Here is a 21,922-nt window from a genome sequence, read left to right on the forward strand (position 1 = left end):
CACGGCGAGCACCGGTCCGGGCATCGGGCTGCGCACGGTGCCGTCGGCGGCGGCCTCGTCGCTGCGCAGCGCGGCGTCGACGGGCTCCTCGTGCAGGGTCCAGGCGGTGCCGTCGGCGCCCAGCCACCGGTGCGCGGTGGCGGGGTCGTCGGCCCGCAGGTAGGTGCGGGTGCGGCCCGCGTAGGACACGGTGAGCCGGTCGCCGTCGCGGCGGGCGCGGGCGTCCACCGGGTCGGCCTCCCCGACGGCCACCGAGAACCCGGATCCGGTGCGGCGCACCCGGACGAGCAGGGCCCCGCCGCCGGGGGCGCGCAGCCGCCACGGCGTCCACGCGGCCCCGCCGATCCGCCACCCGTCGGGGACGGCGAACCGGTCGGCGGTGGGCGCCGGCGGCTCCAGGTCGAGCATGTGGTCCAGGGCGACGGCCGCGTACACCGCGTCGGGCACGCCCTCGGGGGCGGCCTCGGGCGGGGTGGACTCGATGAGGTCGGTGCTCAGGTCGCCGGCGGTCACCCGCGGGTGGCGCAGCAGGCGGCGCAGGAACGCGGTGTTGGTGACGCACCCCAGCAGCAGGTACCCGGCCAGGGCGTCGTCGGCGCGGCGCAGCGCCGCGGCCCGGTCCGGGCCCCACACGATCACCTTGGCGAGCATGGGGTCGAACGACGAGGTCACCTCGCTCCCGGCGGCGATCCCCGAGTCGACCCGGACCCCCTCGCCGGCGGGCTCGGCCAGCGCCAGCACCGGGCCGCCGCTGGGCAGGAACCCGCGGTCGGCGTCCTCGGCGTAGATCCGGGCCTCCACCGCGTGCCCCACCCAGGACACGTCGTCCTGGCCGAACGGCAGCGGGTCGCCCAGCGCCACCCGCACCTGGAGTTCGACCAAGTCCAGGCCGCGCTCGCCGCGGACCGCGACGACCTCCTCGGTGACCGGGTGCTCCACCTGGAGCCGGGTGTTCATCTCCAGGAACGAGAACGACAGCTCCCCGCCCCCGCCCGCCTCGGCGATGAACTCGACGGTGCCCGCGCCCACGTACCCGCAGGAGCGGGCGGCGGCCACCGCGGCCTCGCCCATGGCGGCCCGCTGCTTGTCGGTGAGCAGCGGGGAGGGCGCCTCCTCCACCACCTTCTGGTGGCGGCGCTGGAGGCTGCACTCGCGTTCGCCCAGGTGCAGCACGGTGCCGTGGGCGTCGGCCAGCACCTGCACCTCGATGTGCCGGGGCCGCTGCACCAGGCGCTCCACCAGCAGGGTGGAGTCGCCGAAGGACGCCAGGGCCTCGCGGCGGGCTGCCGCGGCCGCCGCGGGCAGCTCGTCGGGGGAGTGGACGGCGCGCATGCCCTTGCCGCCGCCCCCGGCGGAGGGCTTGATGAGCAGCGGGTAGCCGGTGGCGGCGGCCCGCTCCAGCAGCGCGTCGTCGGACAGCGGAGCGCCGGGCTCCTCGGTGAAGCCGCCCAGCACCGGCACCCCGGCGGCGGCCACCGTCTCCTTGGCGCGGATCTTGTCGCCCATCGCGTCGATGGCGGCGGGCGGCGGGCCGATGAAGGCCAGCCCGGCGTCCGCGCAGGCGCGGGCGAAGGCGGCGTTCTCCGACAGGAAGCCGTAGCCGGGGTGGACCAGGGTCGCCCCGGTCTCCACGGCGGCGGCGACGATGGCGTCGGCGTCCAGGTAGGAGGGCACGCGCACGGCCAGGTCGGCGGCCCCCACGTGCGGGGACGTGGCGTCGGCGTCGGTGTGCACCGCCACCGCCCCCAGGCCCATCCGGCGCAGGGTGCGCATCACCCGCAGGGCGATCTCGCCCCGGTTGGCGACGAGTACGGTCGTGGTCAAGGGTTCCTCACATCCGGAAGACGCCGTAGCCCACGGGCTCCAGCGGGGCGTGGCGGGCGGCGGACAGGGCCATGGCGAGCACGTCGCGGGTGTCGGCGGGGTCGATGACGCCGTCGTCCCACAGCCGGGCGGTCGAGTAGTAGGGGCTGCCCTGCTCCTCGTACCGGTCCCGGATGGGGGCCTTGAACTCCTCCTCGGCCTCGGCGGACCAGTCCTCGCCGCGCGCGCTCATCTGGTCGCGGCGCACGGTCGACAGCACGGACGCGGCCTGCTCGCCGCCCATGACGGAGATGCGGGCGTTGGGCCACATCCACAGGAACCGGGGCGAGTACGCCCGGCCGCACATGGAGTAGTTGCCCGCCCCGAACGAGCCGCCGATGACGACGGTGAACTTGGGGACGCGGGCGCAGGCCACCGCGGTGACCATCTTGGCGCCGTGCTTGGCGATGCCCCCGGCCTCGTAGTCGCGGCCCACCATGAACCCGGAGATGTTCTGGAGGAACACCAGCGGGATGCTGCGCCGGTCGCACAGCTCGATGAAGTGGGCGCCCTTGAGCGCGGACTCGGCGAACAGGATCCCGTTGTTGGCGATGATCCCCACCGGGTGCCCGTGGATGTGCGCGAATCCGGTGACCAGGGTGGTCCCGTACTCGGACTTGAACTCGGTGAACTCGCTGCCGTCGACGACGCGGCCGATGACCTCGCGCACGTCGTAGGGCGTGCGGGTGTCGGCGGGCACCACCCCGTACAGCTCCCGCGGGTCCAGCACCGGCGGGCGCGGCTCGCGGGTCTCCCAGGCGGGCGGGTCCTGCGGGCCGAACGTGTCGGCGATGCTCCGCACGATGGACAGCGCGTGCGCGTCGTCGTCGGCCAGGTGGTCGGTCACCCCCGACACCCGCGAGTGCAGGTCGCCGCCGCCCAGCTCCTCGGCGGTGACGACCTCGCCGGTGGCGGCCTTCACCAGCGGCGGGCCGCCCAGGAAGATGGTGCCCTGCTCGCGGACGATGACGGCCTCGTCGCTCATCGCCGGGACGTAGGCGCCCCCGGCGGTGCAGGATCCGAGCACCGCCGCGAGCTGCGGGATGCCCAGCCGCGACATGGTGGCCTGGTTGTAGAAGATCCGCCCGAAGTGCTCGCGGTCGGGGAACACGTCGTCCTGCATGGGCAGGAAGGCGCCGCCGGAGTCGGCCAGGTACACGCACGGCAGCCGGTTCTGGAGGGCGACCTCCTGGGCGCGCAGGTGCTTCTTGACGGTCATCGGGTAGTAGCTGCCGCCCTTGACGGTGGCGTCGTTGGCGACCACCACCGTGGGGCGCCCGGCCACCCGGCCCACCCCGGCGATCATGCCGGCGCCGGGGGCGTCCTGCCCGTCGGCCCCGTACAGCCCGTAGGCGGCCAGGGGCGCGATCTCCAGGAACGGGGAGCCCGGGTCCAGGAGGTGGTCGACGCGGTCGCGCGGCAGCAGCTTGCCGCGTTCGACGTGGCGGATGCGGGACTTCTCGGGGCCGCCCAGCGCCGCGGTGGCGATCCGCTCGCGCAGCTCCGAGGCGAGGGCGCGGTTCGCCGCGTCGTTGGCGGCGAACGCGGAACCGGCGGTGTCGACCGCCGAACCGAGTACGGATGCCCTGCTCATGCTGTCCTCTCGTGGAGGGGTGTTAATGGTCACTAACATTCGTGATGTTAGTGACCATTAACATTGGTGTCCACGGTTCGGCGCGAGGAATCGCCGGACGGGGTGAGGACGAGGGAGCTGGCATGGTGTCCAGACCGACGGGCGACCGCCGCACGGCACTGCTGGGCGCGGCGGCGGAGCTGTTCGCCGAACGCGGCTACCGGAGCGTGCTCATCGACGACATCGGCCGCGCCGTCGGCACCACCGGACCCGCCCTGTACCGGCACTTCTCCGGCAAGCAGGCGCTGCTCGGCGCCATCCTCATCGACGTCAGCGAACGCCTGGCCCGCGGCGGCCGGGAGCTGGTCGCCGCCGCCCCCGGCCCCGAGGCCGCGCTGACCGCCCTGCTGCGCGGGCACATCGCGTTCGCCCTGGACGAGCCCGCCCTGATCACGGTGCACGACCGGGAGCTGCACCACCTCACCGAGGGGGACCGGCGCCGGGTGCGCCGCCTCCAGCGCGGCTACGTCGAGGAATGGGTGGGCGTGCTCTCCCAGATGCGCCCGCACACCCCGGCGCCGGTGCTGCGGGCCGCGGTCCACGCCGTGTTCGGCCTGCTCAACTCCACCCCGCACAGCCGCGGGGAGCTGCCCCGCACTCGCATGGCCGAACTCCTGCTGGCCATGGGCGCCGCCGCGCTGACCAGCCCCGACACCGCCCCGGGCGCCGCCGCGAACGGCAGCGGGGGCGGCACGGCCGAATCCGCCGCCATCGACCGCGGCCATTGACCGTAACTTGACCCTTACCCGGGTAGGTGCCGCCTGAGGCTCCCGGGGTGTGGACTCCCCGGGGCACGCGAGGTCAACAAGGGGGAGACCTTCCATGGTCGACGGATCTCCGAACGTCACCACCACCAACGCGGGCATCCCGGTCGGCAGCGACGAGCACTCGCTGACCGTGGGCCGTGACGGCCCGGTCGTGCTGCACGACGCGTACCTGATCGAGAAGATGGCGCACTTCAACCGGGAGCGCGTCCCCGAGAGGGTGGTGCACGCCAAGGGCAGCGGGGCCTACGGCACGTTCCGCGTCACCAACGACGTCAGCGAGTTCACCTGCGCGGACCTGTTCCAGCCCGGCCGCGAGACCCGGATGCTGGCGCGGTTCTCCACCGTCGCGGGCGAGATGGGCAGCCCCGACACCTGGCGCGACCCGCGCGGCTTCGCCCTGAAGTTCTACACCCGCCAGGGCAACTACGACATGGTCGGCAACAACACGCCGGTCTTCTTCATCCGCGACCCGCAGAAGTTCCAGGACTTCATCCGCTCGCAGAAGCGCCACCCGCAGACCGGGCTGCGCAACAACACCATGCAGTGGGACTTCTGGTCGCTGTCGCCGGAGAGCGCCCACCAGGTCACCTGGCTCATGGGGGACCGGGGCGTCCCCAAGGACTGGCGCCACATGGACGGCTTCTCGTCGCACACGTACCAGTGGATCAACGCCGAGGGCGAGCGGGTCTGGGTCAAGTACCGCTTCGTCACCGACCAGGGCAACGACTTCCTCACCCAGGAGGAGGCCGACCGGCTGGCCGGGCAGGACGCCGACCGGCACCGCCGCGACCTGTTCGAGGCGATCGAACGCGGAGAGTACCCCTCGTGGACGCTCCAGGTGCAGATCATGCCCCTGGAGGACGCGGCGACCTACCGGTTCAACCCGTTCGACCTGACCAAGGTGTGGCCGTTCGGCGACTACCCGCCGATCGAGGTCGGCCGGATGACCCTCAACGAGAACCCGTCCAACCACTTCATCCACATCGAGCAGGCGGCGTTCGAGCCCTCCAACCTGGTCCCGGGCATCGGGCCCTCGCCGGACAAGATGCTGCTGGGGCGGCTGTTCTCCTACCCGGACACGCACCGCTACCGGATCGGCGTCAACTACAACGAGCTGCCGCCCAACCGGCCCGAGTCGCCGGTGCGCTCCTACTCCAAGGACGGGCGGATGCGGTTCTTCGAGCCCGACACCGCCGCCGTCTACCACCCCAACTCCTACGGCGGCCCCCACGCGGCCCGCCAGGAGGGCGAGGAGCAGGCGTCCTGGCGGGTCGAGGCCGCCGAGCTGGTGCGCGAGGCCTACAGCCGCCACGACGAGGACGACGACTTCGTGCAGCCGCGCGCGCTCATCCGCGACGTGATGGACGAGGCCGCCCGCGAACGCCTGGTGTCCAACGTGTCCGGGCACGTGTCCGAGGTGACCGACGACGACGTGCTCGGCCGGGCCCTGAAGTACTGGCGCGACATCGACCCCGAGATCGGCGAGCGCGTCGCCGCCAAGCTCAACGGGGGCTGACCCGCACCCGCCGGGGGCGGACCGCCACGGTCCGCCCCCTCCCTTTCGCCCGCACCGGGCGAGGGCGTGTTCGGCGGATGCTTCCGTTCGGTTCGGCGCTTGCGCCGAGTGATGGGAGCGGCCGCCAGGCAATTTTTTGCAAGACGACCAGCTCGACTGCCCCTACTGTGCATGCCTCGCAGGCTCGGCAGTGTCGCACAGCGGGGGCCCGCCCGGGGTTGGCTGTCCGAGCGCAGGCGGCGCCGCGAGAGGCCGCCTGGCGGACGCGAGTCGGAATGATCCGTCGAACACGACCTCGGGCCGACAGCAGCGACGAACGACACGGAGAAGGAGCAACCTATGGCTCGGCCTCGAATCGTGGTGGTCGGCGCGGGGTTCGGCGGCATCCACACCCTGCGTCACCTGGAACGCCGCATCCCCGCCGGGGCCGCGGACATCGCCCTGATCGCCCCCCACGACTACATGCTCTACAGCCCGCTGCTGCCCCAGGTGGCCTCGGGCCTGCTGACCCCCCAGTCGGTGGCGCTGTCCGTCCACCGGCTCACCCGGGAGACCCGGCTCATCCCCGGCCACGCCGTCGGCGTCGACACCGACGACCGCGTCGTCGTGGTGTCCCGGCCCACCGGCGAGCTGGCCCCGGTCCGCTACGACCGCCTGGTGCTGGCCCCCGGCGGCCTCACCCGGGCCTTCGACATCCCCGGCCTGACCGAGCACGCCTACGGCGCCAAGACCCTGGCCGAGGCGGTGCTGCTGCGCGACCACGTGCTCTCCCAGCTGGAGCTGGCCAACGACACCGCGGACCCCGTCGAGCGGGAGGAGCGCTGCCGCTTCATCGTGGTCGGCGGCGGCTACACCGGTGTGGAGACCGCGGCGTCGCTGATGCGCCTGTGCGAGGAGGCCGCCAAGCGCTACCCGGAGCTGCGCTCGGTGATCCGCTGGCACCTGGTGGACATCGCGCCCAAGGTGCTGCCCGAACTCGGCGACCGGCTCGGCCGCAAGGCCCTGGACCTGCTGCGCCACCTGGGCATCGAGGTCAAGCTCAAGGTGTCGGTGCGCGAGGTCACCGCCGACAAGGTGGTGCTCACCGACGGGCGGGCGCTGCCCTGCCGCACCCTCATCTGGACGGCGGGCGTGGCCCCCAGCCCGCTGGTGGAGACCCTGGGGCGGCCCACCCAGCGCGGCCGCCTGGAGGTGGAGGCCGACCTGCGCGTGCCGGGCGTGCCGGAGGTGTTCGCCCTGGGCGACGCCGCGGCGGTGCCGAACCTGTCGGGTGACGCGCCCTACTGCCCGCCCACGGCCCAGTACGCCACCAGGCAGGCGGCGACGGCGGCGGAGAACGTGGTGTCCTCCGTCCTGGGGCGGCCGCTCAAGGAGTTCCGCCACCGGGACCTGGGCCTGGTCGTGGACCTGAGCGGCAGGGACGCGCTGGCCCGGGTGATGGACCTGGAACTGAGCGGTCTCCCGGCGCTGGGCGCCACCCGCGGCTACCACCTGCTGGCGGTGCCCTCGTCCACGGCGCGGGCGCGCATCCTGGGCAACTGGGGCATCCGGGCGTTCACCGGCGGGGACGTGTCCCGCCTGGGCTTCGCCGACGACGGGCGGCCGTCGTCCTTCGTGGCCAACGAGGCCGTGGACTACCTCGACGCGGAGTCGGCCGGGCGCGAGGGCGCCCGGCTGCTGGAGAACCTCAGGGCGCGCTACGGCGAGGACTGAGTCGGCCCTGGGTCGGGACAGGAGGGGCTGAGGCACAGGGGGCCGGGATACGGCGAAGGGCGGCGGCCGTCACGGCCGCCGCCCGGGAACGACACGGGGGAGGGGCGGGTCAGGAGCGCACCAGCCGGGCGATGGCCTCCGACGCCTCCTTGACCTTGGCGTCGGCGTCCTCGCCGCCGTTGGCGACCGCGTTGGCCACACAGTGCTTGAGGTGCTCGTCGAGCATGGCCAGGGCGAAGGAGCGCAGGGCGCTGTTCACGGCCGAGGTCTGGGTGAGGATGTCGATGCAGTACTGGTCGTCCTCGACCATGCGCTGCAGGCCGCGGATCTGCCCCTCGATGCGGCGGAGTCGGTTGATGTGGCTCTGCTTGTCATTGCTGTAACCGTGGGTCGCAGCCATGGTCCCGCTTCCGTGTCGTTCCTGCTCAGTTGCCATGAACAATACCCCCTTGAGGTATTGAACCGCCCGGTACGGCGAGGCATTCCGCCGCCGGTCCCTTAGAAGGAGTTTCCCAGACGAACAGGGGCGTAGGGTGTGCCGCGCCTTGCGGGGCTTTCGGGCGCCCGTTACCTAGAGTGTTCCCTACGGTCAGGGTCGACTACGGGGAGTTATGAATTGGTTGCGGTACGAGAGCGTTCGTTGGCGCGGCGGCGTGCCGGGATCGCCGCCGTCACATCGGTCCTGCTGACCTCCGGAGCCCTCGTCGCGGGTGCGACCTTCGGCGCCCGCGACGTGGTGGCGGCACCGGCCACGCCCTACGCGACGAGCATCTGGAGCCAACTGTCCCTGGACGGGTCCGTGTACGGGTCCCCGGTCAGCGAGACCCTGCGGAGCATCGAGGTCTCCGGGGACGACACCGACTCCTGGAGCGGGCTTCCGGGCTCCCCGTACCTGACGTCCGCGACGGCCACCGGCGCGGTGAGCGTCGTGACCGGCCCCGAGAGCGGTATGACCAACGCCAACGGTGCCTTCACCAACCTGGCGGTGCCCGGTTCCCCCGTCCCCTGGGTGGAGCAGCTGCTCCAGCGGCAGGGGAGCCCGAGCGGCGGCAACTACACCATCCTCGCCGTTCCCACCTGGAACAACCGGGTGCAGTGCGCACCCCCGGCGAACGTCATCGCCCAGAACGCGACCACGGCGCCCACGCTGTTCGGGCGCCCCCTGAACGCCCCGCCGCCCAACCAGGCGGGCGTCGCGCCCACGGTCACGAACTTCCCGGGCGACTTCGGGGACGGTGCCACCCGGGTCCAGGTCACGGCGGTCATCACCCACGTCGTGGAGATCGACGACCCCTATTACGGCCATGTGGAGACCGACTACACGGCCACCGCGCAGCGCTACGACCGGACGGGGAACCCGGTGGGGGACCCGGTGACGCTGTTCGACCTGGTCCTGGGGGACGTGACGGCCGACTGCCACGCGCCGAAGCCCTCCCCGAGCCCTTCGCCCAGCCCTTCGCCTTCGCCGAGTCCGTCGCCATCTCCGAGTCCGAGCCCCAGTCCGAGCCCGTCGCCGTCTCCGAGCCCCAGCCCTTCGCCTTCGCCGTCCCCGAGTCCGAGTCCGTCACCGAGCCCTTCACCCAGCCCGAGCCCGTCGCCCAGCCCGTCGCCTTCGCCGTCCCCGAGTCCTTCGCCTTCTCCGAGCCCGTCCCCGAGTCCTTCGCCTTCTCCGAGCCCGTCCCCGAGTCCGAGCCCTTCACCCAGCCCGAGTCCCAGTCCGTCACCGTCACCTTCGCCCAGCCCGAGCCCGTCGCCGAGTCCCAGCCCTTCGCCGTCCCCGAGTCCTTCGCCCGACCCGAGCCCGTCGCCTTCACCGAGCCCGAGCCCGGACCCGTCGCCCAGCCCGAGCCCGTCACCCTCGCCGAGTCCGTCGCCGACGGAATCGCCGTCCCCGAGTCCGTCGCCGTCGCCCACCTACACACCCGAGCCGCCCAAGCCCGGGTACAAGCCCTCGCTGCCCGTCACCGGGCCCGGCATGGCCGCCCTGGTCTCCGCCGGCCTGCTCACCGTCGGCGCCGCCATCGCGCTGCTGGCCGCCGCCCGTAAACGTCGGTCCTGATCTGGGCAAGCCCGGGGTGGAGGGCTTGCCCCCACCCCGGGTCCGCACCACCATGGCCCTATGGATCGAAGCGCCGACAACGACATCCTGACCACCATCAAGGGCCTGATGGACGAGGAGCACGCCCTGCGCGCCACGCCCGGCGGCCTGTCCGGCGAGGAGCGCGGCCGCATGAAGGAGGTCGAGCAGGCCCTCGACCAGTGCTGGGACCTGCTCCGCCAGCGGCGGGCCCGCGAGGAGTTCGGGCAGGACCCCGACGACGCCGAGGCCCGGCCGGTCGCCGAGGTCGAGAACTACCGCCAGTGAGCCGTCGCGAACCGCAACCGCAGGGCCCCGCCCGGCATCAACCACGGTGAACCGGCGCGGGCCGGCGGTCGGCCTGCGCGCCCGGCCGGACCCGCGCCCCGGATCCGGAAGGGCCCCTCTTGCTCACTGCACTCACCGGCATCGGCCTGTCCACCGCGGCCGGGCTCAACGCCTACATCCCCCTGCTGCTGGTGGGCCTCATCGCCCGCTTCACCGACCTGCTGGTCCTGGGCGACTCCTGGACCTGGCTGGAGCACCCGGTCACCCTCGTCCTGCTGGCCGTGCTGCTGGTGGTCGAGTTCCTCGCCGACAAGTTCCCGGCGGTCGACAGCGTCAACGACGTGATCCAGACCGTCGTCCGCCCCACCTCCGGCGGCATCGTCTTCGGCGCGGGCGCCTCCGCGGTGGAGCTCTCCGAGATCACCGGCGCCGCCTCCGGCGCGACGGCGGGGGACGGCGTCTCCTGGGGCCCGGTCATCGCGGGCGTGGTCATCGCCCTGGTGTTCCACGTGCTCAAGTTCCTGGGCCGGCTGGCCGCGAACTCGGTCACCGCGGGCTGCGCGGCCCCGTTCGTCTCCTTCTTCGAGGACGTCGTCAGCTTCTTCACCTCGCTCGCGGCCATCCTGCTGCCGGTCCTCATCCTGCTGGTGGTCCCGGTGCTGACCGCGGCGGGCGTGCTGCTGGTGCGGCGCAGCCGCCGCCTGCGCGCCGAACGCGCCGCGGACGGCGGGGCCGCCGGCCCGGGGGCGCCCGCCTGAGTCGCCCGGCGCCCGGCGCCGACCGGTCAACGCCGCGTAAAGTGCAGGTGATGACAGAGCTGACTTTCGATCCGAACGACATCACCCACATCGTCTGGGACTGGAACGGCACCCTCCTGGACGACAACCACGCCAACCTCTCCGCGGTCAACGCCATCTGCGCCTCCTACGGCGTCGACCCGGTGGAGCTGGACCACTGGCGGAGCATCTTCCGGCGCCCGCTCGTCCCCCTCTACGAGGAGCTGCTGGGCCGCTCCCTCGCCGAGGGCGAGTGGGAGCGCCTGGAGAAGCTCTACGACGAGGACTACCTGCGCCACCTGCCCGCGTGCGACCTGGCGCAGGGCGTCCCCGACGTGCTGCTCGACTGGGCGGGGACCGGGCACACCCAGTCGCTGCTGTCGATGGCCTCGCACGACCACGTGGTCCCGCTCATCGCCGAACGCGGCCTGGCCCCGCACTTCACCCGGGTCGACGGCCGCAGGTACGACACCGAGGTCGACTCCAAGGCCGAGCACCTGGTGCACCACCTGGCGGGCCAGAGCATCGACCCGTCCCGGGTCGTGCTCATCGGCGACATCGACGACGACGCCCGCGCCGCCCGCTCGGCCGGTGCGCACGCGATCCTGGTGTCGACCGGCCTGATGGCGCCCGAGCGGCTGGCCGCCACGGGCTGCCCGGTGGCCGCGTCCCCGGTGGCGGCGGTCGGCGCGCTGCGCGGTCTCTGAGGCCGGAGCCGCGGGACCCGCCCTGCGGCCCGCGGGACCGGCCCCGCGGCCGACCCAGAGAACCCATGACCGGCTCTTTCGGTCGGCCGTGCCGCCGGGGCGGGAGCTGTCAATGGTGGCCGCCCACCCTGCGCGAACGCCGGGCAGTGGACCCTCCACAGGTCCGGTGAACGCCGTGTGACCTGCGCACTTCCCCTCACCACCGGGCCGCCCTTCCGGGGAGCCCGGGGGGTAACCCCCGTCATGGTGTGCTGTTAGATGGACCTCACAGCAACACACAGCCACGCGAATGGAAGGCGGGCCAATGACGGAGAGCAGCGTGCCCCGTGTGCTCTGGCGACCCGACGAGGAGACGGTGGCGTCCTCCAACATCGTCGCGTTCGCCCGGTGGGCGAACGAGCACAAGGGCGTCGAGGCCTTCGGCACCGACGGCGACTTCGACTACGACGCCCTGTGGCGCTGGTCGGTCACCGACGTCGACGGTTTCTGGGACGCGATCCGCGAGTTCTACGACGTCCGCTTCGACACCCCCGCCGAGGGCGTCCTCGCCGAGGACACCATGCCCGGCGCCCGCTGGTTCCCCGGCGCCACCCTCAACTACGTCCGCCGGGTGTTCGAGGGCCGCGACCCCGACCGGGTGGCGATCCGCCACGCCACCGAGCTGCGCCCCCTGGCCGAGTGGACCTGGGGCGAGCTGCGCGCCCGCACCGCCGCGATCGCCGCCGGGCTGCGCGAACTGGGCGTGGGCCCCGGCGACCGGGTCGTCGCCTACCTGCCCAACCTGCCCGAGACCGTGGCCGCGTTCTACGCCGTCGCCTCCCTGGGCGCGATCTGGTCGTCCTGCTCGCCGGACTTCGGCGTGCGCAGCGTCATCGACCGCTTCGCCCAGATCGAGCCCAAGGTCCTGCTGGCCGTCGACGGCTACCGCTACGGCGGCAGGGACTTCGACCGCGGCCCGGTCGTCGAGGAGCTGCGCGCCGCCCTGCCCACCGTCGAGCACACCGTGCTGCTCGACTACCTCCGGCCGGGCGCCGAGGCGCCGGAGGGCACCCTGGCCTGGTCGGCGCTGGAGGCCTCCGGGGCGGGGGCCGGCCTGGAGTTCGCCCCCGTCGCCTTCGACCACCCTCTGTGGGTGCTCTACTCCTCGGGCACCACCGGCCTGCCCAAGGCCATCGTCCAGGGCCACGGCGGCATCCTCCTGGAGCAGCTCAAGAACCTCCACCTGCACCTGAACGCGCAGGAGCACGACCGCGTCTTCTGGTTCACCACCACCGGCTGGATGATGTGGAACTTCCTGGTCAGCGTGCTGCTGACCCCGGCGTCCATCGTCCTGTACGACGGTTCCCCCGCCGCGCCCGACCTCGGGGCGCTGTGGGACCTGGCCGACGAGGCCGGGATCACCGTGTTCGGCACCAGCGCCGGGTTCCTGTCCTCCTGCATGAAGGACGGCGTCCACCCCCGCCGCGGCCGCGACCTGTCCCGCCTCAAGGCCATCGGCTCCACCGGCTCCCCGCTCAGCCCCGAGGCGTTCGCCTGGGTCTACGAGGAGTTCGGCGACGGCCTGTGGCTGTTCTCCACCAGCGGCGGCACCGACGTGTGCAGCTGCCTGGTCGGCGGCACCCCGACCCTGCCGGTGTACGAGGGCGAGATCCAGTCCCGCGCCCTGGGCATGGCCGTCGCCTCCTGGGACCCCGACGGCAAGGAGCTGATCGGCGAGGTCGGCGAGCTCGTCGTCACCCGCCCGGCCCCGTCCATGCCGGTGTTCTTCTGGGGGGACGAGGACGGCGAGCGCCTGCGCGACAGCTACTTCTCCATGTACCCGGGCGTCTGGCGGCACGGCGACTGGATCGAGATCACCGACCGCGGCACCGCGATCATCTACGGCCGCTCCGACTCCACCATCAACCGCGGCGGCGTCCGCATGGGCACCAGCGAGATCTACCGGGCCGTCCTGGCCCTGGAGGACGTCACCGACGCCCTGGTCGTGGACGTGCCCCACGGCGACGGCTCCTCCCGCATCGAGCTGTTCGTGGTCCTGCGCGAGGGCGCCGGACTCGACGACGCCCTGGTCAAGGAGATCGCCCGGCGCGTCCGCACCGACTGCTCGCCCCGCCACGTGCCCGACCGGGTGCGGGTGATCCCGGCGGTGCCGCGCACGCTCTCCGGCAAGATCCTGGAGGTGCCGGTCAAGCGCATCCTCATGGGCCAGGCCCCGGACAAGGTCGCCAGCCGCGACTCCCTGGCCAACCCGGAGGCGCTGGACCTGTTCAGCACCCTGGTCGACTGACCCCGGTCGACCGGCCGCGCCGGGTCCCCGGGCACCTCCCGGGACCCGGCGCCCGCGGCGGCGGTGGCCGGACCCGGCCACACCGGGGCGAACGGTCTTGATTGTGGCCCTACAGCCGGAGGCATAGCCTGGCCCGCGTGGCACAGAAGCGACCAGACGACATCGCCGCACCGGCCCCCGGTCCGGCCCCCGCCAAGACCAGGATCGACGGCATCGACGCCGCCCGGGCCCTGGCGGTCTTCGGCATGTTCACCGTCCACCTGGGGGTGGACTCCATGGGCCTGCTCTCCCCGGAGGGCTACGCCTGGGACCTGCACAGCATCGTGCGGGGCAACTCGTCGGCGCTCTTCGCCTTCCTGGCCGGGCTCTCCCTGGCGATGACGACCGGCCGCACCCGGCCGCTCGAAGGGGAGCGGCTGTTCGGGTCGGTGGTACGGATCATCACGCGCGCGGTGCTCATCGCCCTGCTCGGCCTGATCCTGGACATGATGGCCGTGCCGGTCGCCATCATCCTCACCTACTACGGCGGGTTCTTCCTGCTCTCGCTGCCCCTGGTCAAGCTCCGCTCGGGGGCGCTGTGGGCGGTCGCCGGGGTGCTGGCCGTGGTGGGGCCGCCGCTGTCGTTCGTGATCCGCGAGGCCTTCTACAACCCGCCGGTGCCGCGCGAGGCCGCCGTCGGCTCGTTCGCCGAGTTCTTCCTCACCGGCTACTACCCGGCCGTCACCTTCATGGTGTACGTGATCGCGGGGATGGCGGTGGGCCGCCTGGACCTCACCGCGACCGCCGTGCGCCTGAAGCTGCTGGTCGGCGGCGCCGTCGCCGCGGCCTGCGGCTACCTGGGGTCGTGGATCGCCCTGGGCCCGCTGGGCGGCATGGAGCGGCTGATGGAGGCGCGCGCCCACGTCCTGTTCGGCACCCCGCTGTCGGCGATCACCGACCCCGGGGACCTGGAGGAGCTGCGCTACCTCGTCAACGACGAGGCCGAGTCGATCTCGGGCCAGGTGCCCACCGACTCATGGTGGTGGCTGGCCGTCAACACCCCGCACACCGGGACCACGTTCGAGATGCTGGAGGCGGTCGGGCAGGGGTTGGTGGTGCTGGTCCTGTGCATGTGGCTGTGCGACCGGGCGCGCCTGGTGATGTACCCGCTGACCTCGGTGGGGCGGATGCCGCTCACCGTCTACACCGGGCACCTGGTGGCGATCGCGCTGATCATCTCCGTCGCCGGGCCCGACTTCCACACCCCGTGGCTGCTGGAGAAGTTCATCCTGTGGTCGCTGATCCTGGCCACCGTGTGGCGGCTGGTGGTGGGCCGCGGGCCCGCCGAGATCATCCTGGGCGAGGCCGCCGACGGGAGCGCCCGCCTCGTCGACTCCCTGCGCGGACGGGACCGCCCGTAGCCGTCACCACCCGGGGGCGACCGTCACTTTTCGGGGCGGCGGATGGTGGAGGAGGTCCGGTCCTGGTGGGCCAGCGTGTCCGAGGTGGTCCGCGCGTTCTGCCGGATGAGCCGGCGGGCGTCGTCGGCCGCCGACCGGGCCACCGCCGGGCTGGCCACCGGGCGCAGCGCGGGCTCGGCGTCCTCGGGCAGGCCGATGTCCATCGGCAGTCCGGCCTTGCCGATCACCCGCAGCTGGGCGCCCTCCTGGGAGAGGGAGGGGCGGATGTCCCCGTCCGGTGTGCGCCAGGCGCGCAGCCGGACCATCAGCCACTCGGTGCCCCGGCGCTCGGGGCCGCTCGGCCACGGCTCGCCGTCGGGCCGGTGGCCCAGCGCGTGCAGCACGTCCTCGGTGGTCCACCCGGCGGAGAACAGCCGGGCCGCCTCCGTGCGCAGCGACGCGAAGTCCACCCCGCGCAGCGTCGGGTCCTCGGTGTGGATGAGCTCGCAGGCCCGGTGCACGTCGCGCGGGGTGTGCAGGGGGCGGGTCCGCAGGTCCGGCCCCGGGCGGCGCAGCACGGCGTCGTCGACGGTGACGATGACCTCCCCGCGCCGGTTGTCCCAGATGCCCACGTCCTCGCGCGCCCACCCCTGGGACTCGGCCAGGGCCGTCGCCAACCTGCGCAGGTCGACCTGCTCGTCCTCACTGCTGATCCGGAACTCCGCCATGGGGCAAGGGTATGCACATGTGCACCTCGTGTGTGCCTCATGTGGGGTGTCGGCGGGGGCGCCGGCAGGGCGTCGGCGGGGGTGCAGAGGGACAGTCCGGTCTATACCGCGCCCGGCCCTCCTGTGACCGAGGACATGCCTCAAGGCACCGTTTTCGGGGGTTCCGGTCAAGGAATTGGAGGAAAAGACCATGCCCCGGTCAAGCTTCGGTTGGACTCTCCTCCAACCTTGGGCGGTGCGCCGTCGGGGGGTACCGGCGGCCCGTCCCCCCGGGGTTATGGTGACCACCTGACGGCCCGGAGAGGGATCGCCGATCCCCGTCCGCGCCGCCCCCGCCGACCCCGGCGGAGGAGCCCGTCCCATCGTTCGACCGAGCTGTAGGTGCCCGTGTCCCACACCGCATCCGCGCCCGAGGCGATGACCGACCGCGCGCTCCGGGCGTTCCTGCACGGACTCCCGGGCGTCGACGAGGTCGGCGCCCGAGGCCGCGCCCAGGACCTGTCCACCCGGTCCATCAAGACCACCGCCAAGGCCCAGGCCATCGACCTGGCCATCTCCATGGTCGACCTGACCACCCTGGAGGGGGCCGACACGGCCGGCAAGGTGCGCGCCCTGTGCGCCAAGGCCGCCCTGCCCGACCCCGCCGACCGCACCGTTCCGCACGTGGGCGCCGTCTGCGTCTACCCCGACATGGTGTCCGTCGCCGTCCGGGCGCTGCGCGGCACCGGCATCGGCATCGCCTCCGTCGCCACCGCCTTCCCGGCCGGGCGCGCGCCCCTGGAGGTCAAGCTCGCCGACACCGCCCGCGCGGTGGCCGACGGCGCGACCGAGATCGACATGGTCATCGACCGCGGCGCGTTCCTGTCCGGCGACTACCTCAAGGTGTACGAGGAGATCCAGGCCGTCAAGGAGACCTGCGGCGACGCCCACCTCAAGGTCATCCTGGAGACCGGCGAGCTGGTCACCTATGACAACGTGCGCCGCGCCTCGCACCTGGCGATGCGCGCCGGCGCCGACTTCATCAAGACGTCCACCGGCAAGATCTCGCCGGCGGCCACCCTGCCCGTCGTCCTCGTCATGCTGGAGGCGGTGCGCGACCACCGCGCCGAGACCGGCCGCTACGTGGGCGTCAAACCGGCGGGCGGCATCCGCACCACCAAGGACGCCATCCGCAACCTGGTCCTGGTCAACGAGACCGCCGGACCCGCCTGGCTCACCCCGGACCTGTTCCGGATCGGTGCCTCCAGCCTGCTCAACGACCTGCTCATGCAGCGGACCAGGCTGACCACCGGCACCTACCCGGGCCCCGACTACTACACGCTGGACTAGCCGTGATCTTCGAGTACGCGCCCGCACCGGAGTCCCGCTCCGTCGTCACCCTGCGCGAGTCCTACGGGCTGTTCATCGACGGGGAGTTCGCCCCCGCCGCGAGCGGCGAGAACCTGACCAGCCTCAACCCCGCCGACGAGACCAAGCTCGCGCAGGTCGCCGTCGCCGGCCCCGAGGACGTGGAGCGGGCGGTCGCCGCCGCCCGCCGCGCCCAGGAGACCGTGTGGGGCCGTATGTCCGGCGCCGAACGGGGCAAGTACCTGTTCCGGATCGCCCGCATCGTCCAGGAGCGCTCGCGCGAGCTGGCGGTGCTGGAGTCCCTGGACAACGGCAAGCCGATCAAGGAGACCCGCGACGTCGACCTGCCGCTGGTCGCCGCCCACTTCTTCTACTACGCGGGCTGGGCCGACAAGCTCGCCCACGCCGGACTGGGCCCCGACCCCCGGCCGGTGGGCGTGGCCGCCCAGGTCATCCCGTGGAACTTCCCGCTGCTCATGCTGGCCTGGAAGATCGCCCCGGCGCTGGCCACCGGCAACACCGTCGTCCTCAAGCCCGCCGAGACCACCCCGCTGACCGCGCTGGTCTTCGCCGAGATCTGCCAGGAGGCCGACCTGCCCCCGGGCGTGGTCAACATCCTCACCGGCGAGGGCGACACCGGCCGCACCCTGGTCGAGCACCCCGGCGTGGACAAGGTCGCCTTCACCGGCTCCACCGAGGTCGGGCGGCAGATCGCCCGCTCGGTCGCGGGCACCGACAAGCGCCTCACCCTGGAACTGGGCGGCAAGGGCGCCAACATCGTCTACGCGGACGCCGCCATCGACCAGGCCGTCGAGGGCATCGTCACGGGCATCTTCTTCAACCAGGGCCACGTGTGCTGCGCCGGGTCCCGGCTGCTGGTGCAGGAGTCCGTCGCCGACGAGGTGCTGTCCCGGCTCAAGGAGCGCGTCTCCAAGCTGCGGCTGGGCGACCCGCTGGACAAGAACACCGACATCGGCGCCATCAACTCCGCCGCCCAGCTGGAGCGCATCCGCGACCTGGCCGACAGCGGCGAGGCCGAGGGCGCCGAGCGCTGGTCGCCCGCCTGCGACCTCCCCGAGAGCGGCTACTGGTTCGCGCCCACCGTCTTCACCGGCGTGTCCCAGGCCCACCGGGTGGCCCGGGAGGAGATCTTCGGCCCCGTCCTGTCGGTGCTGACCTTCCGCACCCCCGAGGAGGCCGTGACCAAGGCCAACAACACGCCTTACGGGCTGTCGGCCGGGGTGTGGACCGAGAAGGGCTCGCGCATGCTGTGGACCGCCGAGCGGCTGCGCGCCGGCGTCGTGTGGTCCAACACGTTCAACAAGTTCGACCCGACCAGCCCCTTCGGCGGCTACAAGGAGTCGGGCTACGGCCGCGAGGGCGGACGGCACGGATTGGAGGCCTACGTTGGCTGAGCGACGCGGCGGCAAGAAGGCCGAGAAGGGCCGCGCGGCCGGGGCGGCCAAGGCGCCCGCCGTGCCCGCCCGCCTGGCGGTCCGCAAGACCTACAAGCTCTACCTAGGCGGAGCCTTCCCCCGCTCGGAGTCGGGCAGGAGCTACCCCGTGACCTCGAACGACGGAACGCACCTGGCCAACGCCGCGCTGGCCTCGCGCAAGGACGCCCGCGACGCGGTCGCCGCCGCGCGCAAGGCGTTCGGCGGCTGGTCCGGGCGCACCGCCTACAACCGGGGCCAGATCCTCTACCGGGTCGCCGAGGTGCTGGAGGGGCGGCGCGACCAGTTCGCTGCCCAGGCCGTCGCCGCGCAGGGGCTGTCCAGGGCCCGCGCGGAGGAGGTCGTCTCCGCCGCCATCGACCGGTGGGTGTACTACGCCGGGTGGACCGACAAGGTCGCCCAGGTCATCGGCGGGGCCAACCCCGTCTCCGGCCCGTACTACAACCACTCGGCCCCCGAGCCGACCGGCGTGGTCGCGGTGTTCGCCCCGCAGAACGCGCCGCTGCTCGGCCTCACCTCGGTGGTCGCCCCGGTCATCGCGACCGGCAACACCGCCGTGGTCGTGGCCTCGGAGTCCGCGCCGCTGGCCGCCGTCGACCTGGCCGAGGTGCTGGCCACCTCCGACCTGCCCGGCGGGGTGGTCAACCTGCTCACCGGCCGGGTGCCGGAGATGGGCCCCCACCTGGCCTCGCACGCCGACGTCAACGCCCTGGACCTGGCCGGGGCGGGGCAGGACGCGGTCGCCTTCGAGGAGGCCGCCGCCCAGACCCTCACCCGTGTGGTGCGCCCCGGACCGGGCGCCGACTCCGGCGAGGAGGCCTGGCTCGACCCCGACCCCGGCACCTCCCGGATGACGCCCTTCCTGGAGACCAAGACCGTCTGGCACCCCGTCGGCGTCTGAGGTGCGCGCGGTCCTGTCCGAGGTGCGCTCGACCTCTTTCCCGGTTGTCCACAGGCGGCGGGGTGCGGCTTGCGCCGGGCCCCGCCGGGACGCCAGTGTGAGGTGGGGCGGATCATGTCCGCCCTCTACGGGAGAGGAGCCCGCGGTGGGCGAAACGGTCAAGGACGCCACGGAGACGGTGCGCACCGGGAGCGGCGCACCGCCGGGCCTGGTGCGGCTGGTCCGGCTGGACCGGGACACGGGGGAGGTCGCCCTGCTGCGCGCGGCCGTGCTGCGCCACCGGCTGGCCCCGGGCCAGACCCGGTTCGTCGGACTCCCGGTGATGACCCTGCCCATCGCGGACGCCGACCCCGACCGGGTGCCGTTCGCCATCGTGGTCGGCCCGGTCGCCGACGCGGCCGACGCGCGCGAGCACGCGGCCGGGTTCGGGGTGCTGGACAGCGGGGTCGGCCTGCGCGAGCTGGTCGACGAGCCACAGCGCGCCGTACTGCTGCGCGCCTACTACCTCACGCCACAATGGCAGGGCCGGGGCATCGGGCGGGCCGCCTGCGCGGCGCCCCTGCTGGACCGGCTGGCCGCCGAGGCCGCGCCGCACGCCGCCGAGGTGGTGCTGTGCGTCAACACCGCCAACCCCGGCGCCCGGCGGGTCTACGAGGCCGCCGGGTACACCGACACCGGCCGCGTCCTCCCCGGTGACGCGGGCCCGCAACACGTGCTGTCGCGACCCCTGGACACCGGGGCGCACCCCGAGCCGCGCCCGCGGCCCGAACGAACGGAGAACCCGCTGTGACCACCGGACCCAAGGCCGTCGCCGAGCAGGCCGCCACCGCCCTGCGCTCGCGCACCGGCGTGGACTCCTACGACATCGCCCTGGTCATGGGCTCGGGCTGGGCGCCCGCCGCCGACCTGCTGGGCGAGGGCAAGGACGAGCTGCCCACCGCCGAGCTGCCCGGCTTCCGGGCACCCGGCGTGGAGGGGCACAGCGGCACCGTGCGCAGCATCGTCGACGGCGAGCGCAACGTCCTGGCGTTCCTGGGCCGCACCCACCTGTACGAGGGGTACGGCACCGACGCCGTCGTGCACAACGTGCGCACCGCCGTCGCCGCCGGGGCGAAGACCATCGTGCTCACCAACGCCGCGGGCGGCATCAACGCCACCTACACGGTGGGCACGCCGGTGCTCATCGCCGACCACATCAACATGACCGCCCGCTCCCCGCTCACCGGGGCGACCTTCGTCGACCTCACCGAGACCTACTCGGCCGAGCTGCGCGCCCTGGCCCGCGAGGTGGACCCGAGCCTGCCCGAGGGCGTCTACGCGGCCATGCCCGGCCCGCACTTCGAGACCCCGGCCGAGATCCGCATGCTCCGCGCCATGGGCGCCGACCTGGTCGGCATGTCCACCGTGCTGGAGGCCATCGCGGCCCGCGAGGCCGGGGCGCGGGTGCTGGGGCTGTCCCTGGTCACCAACATCGCCGCCGGACTCCAGGGCGCCAACCTCGACCACGAGGAGGTGCTGGCCGCCGGCCGCGACGCCGCCGACACCGTGGGCCGCCTGCTCGCCGACATCGTCGCCCGCGTCTGATCCGGGCCGGATCCGTCTCGGAAGCCCTCCAGGAGGAGACACCCGCCATGACCACCGACACCGTCGCCCGCGCCCGCGCCTGGCTGGACGCCGACCCCGACCCCGCCACCCGTGAGGAGCTGTCCGCCCTGCTGGAGCGGGTGGCCGCCGGGGACGCCGCGGCCGCCGCCGACCTGGGCGACCGCTTCGCCGGGCGGCTGGAGTTCGGCACCGCCGGGCTGCGCGGCGCCCTGGGCGCCGGGCCCAACCGGATGAACCGGGCCGTGGTCATGCGCGCCGCCGCCGGCATCGCCGCCTGGCTGCACGGCCGCTCCGGGGCCGGGCACGTGGTCATCGGCTACGACGCCCGGCACCGGTCGGCGGACTTCGCCCGCGACAGCGCCGCGGTCCTCACCGGGGCCGGGCACCGGGTCTCCCTGCTGCCGGGCCCGCTGCCCACCCCGGTCCTGGCCTTCGCCGTGCGGGACCTGGGCGCCGACGCCGGGATCATGGTCACCGCCAGCCACAACCCGCCCCAGGACAACGGCTACAAGGTGTACGTGGGCGGGGACGGCGACGACGCCGGGGCGCAGATCGTGGCCCCGGTCGACATCGAGATCTCCGCGGCCATCGACGCGGTCGGCCCGCTCTCCGTCCTGCCGCTGGGCACCGGGTGGACCGTCCTGGGCCGGGAGGCCGTCGACCGCTACCTGCGGGCGGTCACCGCCCTGGTCCCACCGGGCCCCAGGGAGCTGTCGGTGGTCTACACCGCGATGCACGGGGTGGGCGGCGCGGTCCTGGTGGAGGCGCTCGAACGGGCCGGGTTCTCCGCGCCCGAGCGGGTGGCCGCCCAGTTCGACCCCGACCCCGACTTCCCGACGGTGGCCTTCCCCAACCCGGAGGAGCCGGGCGCCCTGGACCTG

General features: G+C 73.3%; 21 protein-coding genes. 14 read left to right on the forward strand and 7 right to left on the reverse strand.

Features of this window, described 5'->3' with window-relative positions; translation table 11 throughout:
• Together ACJOT3_RS16005 and ACJOT3_RS16010 are read right to left on the reverse strand one after the other, a co-directional pair.
• On the reverse strand, positions 1 to 1,773 hold a 1,773-nt coding region (locus tag ACJOT3_RS16005), incomplete at its 3' end, for an acetyl-CoA carboxylase biotin carboxylase subunit (RefSeq protein ID WP_406973527.1).
• Between the two features lie 58 nt (positions 1,774 to 1,831).
• A complete protein-coding gene (locus ACJOT3_RS16010) occupies positions 1,832 to 3,457 on the reverse strand; it encodes a carboxyl transferase domain-containing protein (protein ID WP_406973490.1) in 1,626 nt (541 codons plus the stop codon).
• Between the two features lie 122 nt (positions 3,458 to 3,579).
• Here ACJOT3_RS16010 and ACJOT3_RS16015 point away from each other — a divergent pair, with 122 nt between their 5' ends.
• From ACJOT3_RS16015 to ACJOT3_RS16025, 3 genes are all read left to right on the forward strand, one after another.
• Positions 3,580 to 4,224, forward strand: coding sequence for an SACE_7040 family transcriptional regulator (locus ACJOT3_RS16015; RefSeq protein WP_406973492.1), 645 nt, complete (start codon positions 3,580 to 3,582; stop codon positions 4,222 to 4,224).
• A 94-nt stretch (positions 4,225 to 4,318) separates the two neighbouring features.
• A complete protein-coding gene (locus ACJOT3_RS16020; RefSeq protein ID WP_406973494.1) occupies positions 4,319 to 5,779 on the forward strand; it encodes a catalase in 1,461 nt (486 codons plus the stop codon).
• A gap of 339 nt (positions 5,780 to 6,118) precedes the next feature.
• Positions 6,119 to 7,492: an NAD(P)/FAD-dependent oxidoreductase gene (locus ACJOT3_RS16025; RefSeq protein ID WP_406973496.1), complete on the forward strand. Its 1,374-nt coding sequence runs from the start codon at positions 6,119 to 6,121 to the stop codon at positions 7,490 to 7,492.
• A gap of 109 nt (positions 7,493 to 7,601) precedes the next feature.
• On the opposite strand, the gene ACJOT3_RS16030 is transcribed toward ACJOT3_RS16025, so the two are convergent.
• From ACJOT3_RS16030 to ACJOT3_RS16045, 4 genes are all read right to left on the reverse strand, one after another.
• Positions 7,602 to 7,892, reverse strand: coding sequence for a metal-sensitive transcriptional regulator (locus ACJOT3_RS16030; RefSeq protein ID WP_406973498.1), 291 nt, complete (start codon positions 7,890 to 7,892; stop codon positions 7,602 to 7,604).
• A gap of 356 nt (positions 7,893 to 8,248) precedes the next feature.
• Positions 8,249 to 8,455 (reverse strand): hypothetical protein, encoded by a 207-nt coding sequence (locus ACJOT3_RS16035; RefSeq protein ID WP_406973500.1) that lies wholly within the window; start codon positions 8,453 to 8,455, stop codon positions 8,249 to 8,251.
• A 90-nt stretch (positions 8,456 to 8,545) separates the two neighbouring features.
• Entirely contained in the window at positions 8,546 to 8,758 is a 213-nt protein-coding gene (locus ACJOT3_RS16040) for a hypothetical protein (protein ID WP_406973502.1), read from the reverse strand.
• A gap of 72 nt (positions 8,759 to 8,830) precedes the next feature.
• Positions 8,831 to 9,406 (reverse strand): hypothetical protein, encoded by a 576-nt coding sequence (locus ACJOT3_RS16045; RefSeq protein ID WP_406973503.1) that lies wholly within the window; start codon positions 9,404 to 9,406, stop codon positions 8,831 to 8,833.
• A gap of 205 nt (positions 9,407 to 9,611) precedes the next feature.
• Between ACJOT3_RS16045 and ACJOT3_RS16050 the strand changes: the two genes are divergently transcribed.
• The 5 genes from ACJOT3_RS16050 to ACJOT3_RS16070 all read left to right on the forward strand — a co-directional run bounded on the left by ACJOT3_RS16050 (position 9,612) and on the right by ACJOT3_RS16070 (position 15,027).
• Entirely contained in the window at positions 9,612 to 9,857 is a 246-nt protein-coding gene (locus ACJOT3_RS16050) for a DUF2630 family protein (protein WP_406973505.1), read from the forward strand.
• Between the two features lie 119 nt (positions 9,858 to 9,976).
• A complete protein-coding gene (locus ACJOT3_RS16055) occupies positions 9,977 to 10,615 on the forward strand; it encodes a DUF4126 domain-containing protein (protein ID WP_406973507.1) in 639 nt (212 codons plus the stop codon).
• Between the two features lie 50 nt (positions 10,616 to 10,665).
• Complete coding sequence (locus tag ACJOT3_RS16060; protein WP_406973509.1) at positions 10,666 to 11,340, forward strand: HAD family hydrolase; 675 nt, start codon at positions 10,666 to 10,668, stop codon at positions 11,338 to 11,340.
• A 304-nt stretch (positions 11,341 to 11,644) separates the two neighbouring features.
• Positions 11,645 to 13,627 carry an acetoacetate--CoA ligase gene (locus tag ACJOT3_RS16065; RefSeq protein ID WP_406973511.1) on the forward strand — a complete coding sequence of 661 codons (1,983 nt, stop codon included), beginning with the start codon at positions 11,645 to 11,647 and terminating at the stop codon, positions 13,625 to 13,627.
• 137 nt (positions 13,628 to 13,764) lie between these two features.
• Entirely contained in the window at positions 13,765 to 15,027 is a 1,263-nt protein-coding gene (locus tag ACJOT3_RS16070) for a heparan-alpha-glucosaminide N-acetyltransferase domain-containing protein (protein WP_406973513.1), read from the forward strand.
• A 23-nt stretch (positions 15,028 to 15,050) separates the two neighbouring features.
• Here ACJOT3_RS16070 and ACJOT3_RS16075 read toward each other — a convergent pair whose 3' ends face one another.
• On the reverse strand, positions 15,051 to 15,734 hold the full coding sequence (locus ACJOT3_RS16075; RefSeq protein WP_406973515.1) for a hypothetical protein: 684 nt from the start codon (positions 15,732 to 15,734) through the stop codon (positions 15,051 to 15,053).
• A gap of 381 nt (positions 15,735 to 16,115) precedes the next feature.
• Here ACJOT3_RS16075 and deoC point away from each other — a divergent pair, with 381 nt between their 5' ends.
• From deoC to ACJOT3_RS16105, 6 genes are all read left to right on the forward strand, one after another.
• Positions 16,116 to 17,063: a deoxyribose-phosphate aldolase gene (gene deoC / locus ACJOT3_RS16080; RefSeq protein WP_406973517.1), complete on the forward strand. Its 948-nt coding sequence runs from the start codon at positions 16,116 to 16,118 to the stop codon at positions 17,061 to 17,063.
• 2 nt (positions 17,064 to 17,065) lie between these two features.
• The gene (locus ACJOT3_RS16085; protein ID WP_406973519.1) at positions 17,066 to 18,496 is read left to right on the forward strand and encodes an aldehyde dehydrogenase family protein; all 1,431 of its coding nucleotides are present in this window, start codon (positions 17,066 to 17,068) and stop codon (positions 18,494 to 18,496) included.
• Positions 18,489 to 19,436, forward strand: coding sequence for an aldehyde dehydrogenase family protein (locus tag ACJOT3_RS16090; RefSeq protein ID WP_406973521.1), 948 nt, complete (start codon positions 18,489 to 18,491; stop codon positions 19,434 to 19,436). The genes ACJOT3_RS16085 and ACJOT3_RS16090 overlap by 8 nt, the downstream gene beginning before the upstream one ends.
• Positions 19,437 to 19,581: 145 nt before the next feature.
• Entirely contained in the window at positions 19,582 to 20,226 is a 645-nt protein-coding gene (locus tag ACJOT3_RS16095; protein ID WP_406973523.1) for a GNAT family N-acetyltransferase, read from the forward strand.
• Complete coding sequence (locus tag ACJOT3_RS16100; RefSeq protein ID WP_406973525.1) at positions 20,223 to 21,020, forward strand: purine-nucleoside phosphorylase; 798 nt, start codon at positions 20,223 to 20,225, stop codon at positions 21,018 to 21,020. The genes ACJOT3_RS16095 and ACJOT3_RS16100 overlap by 4 nt, the downstream gene beginning before the upstream one ends.
• 47 nt (positions 21,021 to 21,067) lie before the next feature.
• Positions 21,068 to 21,922: phosphohexomutase domain-containing protein (locus tag ACJOT3_RS16105; protein ID WP_489685960.1), on the forward strand; the 855-nt coding region annotated here is incomplete at its 3' end.

This window comes from Nocardiopsis protaetiae, assembly GCF_045446735.1.
Taxonomy (GTDB): Bacteria; Actinomycetota; Actinomycetes; order Streptosporangiales; family Streptosporangiaceae; genus Nocardiopsis; species Nocardiopsis protaetiae.

What these genes read in the sequence shown, in the direction of transcription:
- ACJOT3_RS16010 (WP_406973490.1), bottom strand. Translation starts at nt 3,457, where the DNA reads ATGAGCAGGGCATCCGTACTCGGTTCGGCGGTCGACACCGCCGGTTCC.
- ACJOT3_RS16015 (WP_406973492.1), top strand. Translation starts at nt 3,580, where the DNA reads ATGGTGTCCAGACCGACGGGCGACCGCCGCACGGCACTGCTGGGCGCG.
- ACJOT3_RS16020 (WP_406973494.1), top strand. Translation starts at nt 4,319, where the DNA reads ATGGTCGACGGATCTCCGAACGTCACCACCACCAACGCGGGCATCCCG.
- ACJOT3_RS16025 (WP_406973496.1), top strand. Translation starts at nt 6,119, where the DNA reads ATGGCTCGGCCTCGAATCGTGGTGGTCGGCGCGGGGTTCGGCGGCATC.
- ACJOT3_RS16030 (WP_406973498.1), bottom strand. Translation starts at nt 7,892, where the DNA reads ATGGCTGCGACCCACGGTTACAGCAATGACAAGCAGAGCCACATCAAC.
- ACJOT3_RS16040 (WP_406973502.1), bottom strand. Translation starts at nt 8,758, where the DNA reads ATGACCGCCGTGACCTGGACCCGGGTGGCACCGTCCCCGAAGTCGCCC.
- ACJOT3_RS16050 (WP_406973505.1), top strand. Translation starts at nt 9,612, where the DNA reads ATGGATCGAAGCGCCGACAACGACATCCTGACCACCATCAAGGGCCTG.
- ACJOT3_RS16060 (WP_406973509.1), top strand. Translation starts at nt 10,666, where the DNA reads ATGACAGAGCTGACTTTCGATCCGAACGACATCACCCACATCGTCTGG.
- ACJOT3_RS16065 (WP_406973511.1), top strand. Translation starts at nt 11,645, where the DNA reads ATGACGGAGAGCAGCGTGCCCCGTGTGCTCTGGCGACCCGACGAGGAG.
- ACJOT3_RS16075 (WP_406973515.1), bottom strand. Translation starts at nt 15,734, where the DNA reads ATGGCGGAGTTCCGGATCAGCAGTGAGGACGAGCAGGTCGACCTGCGC.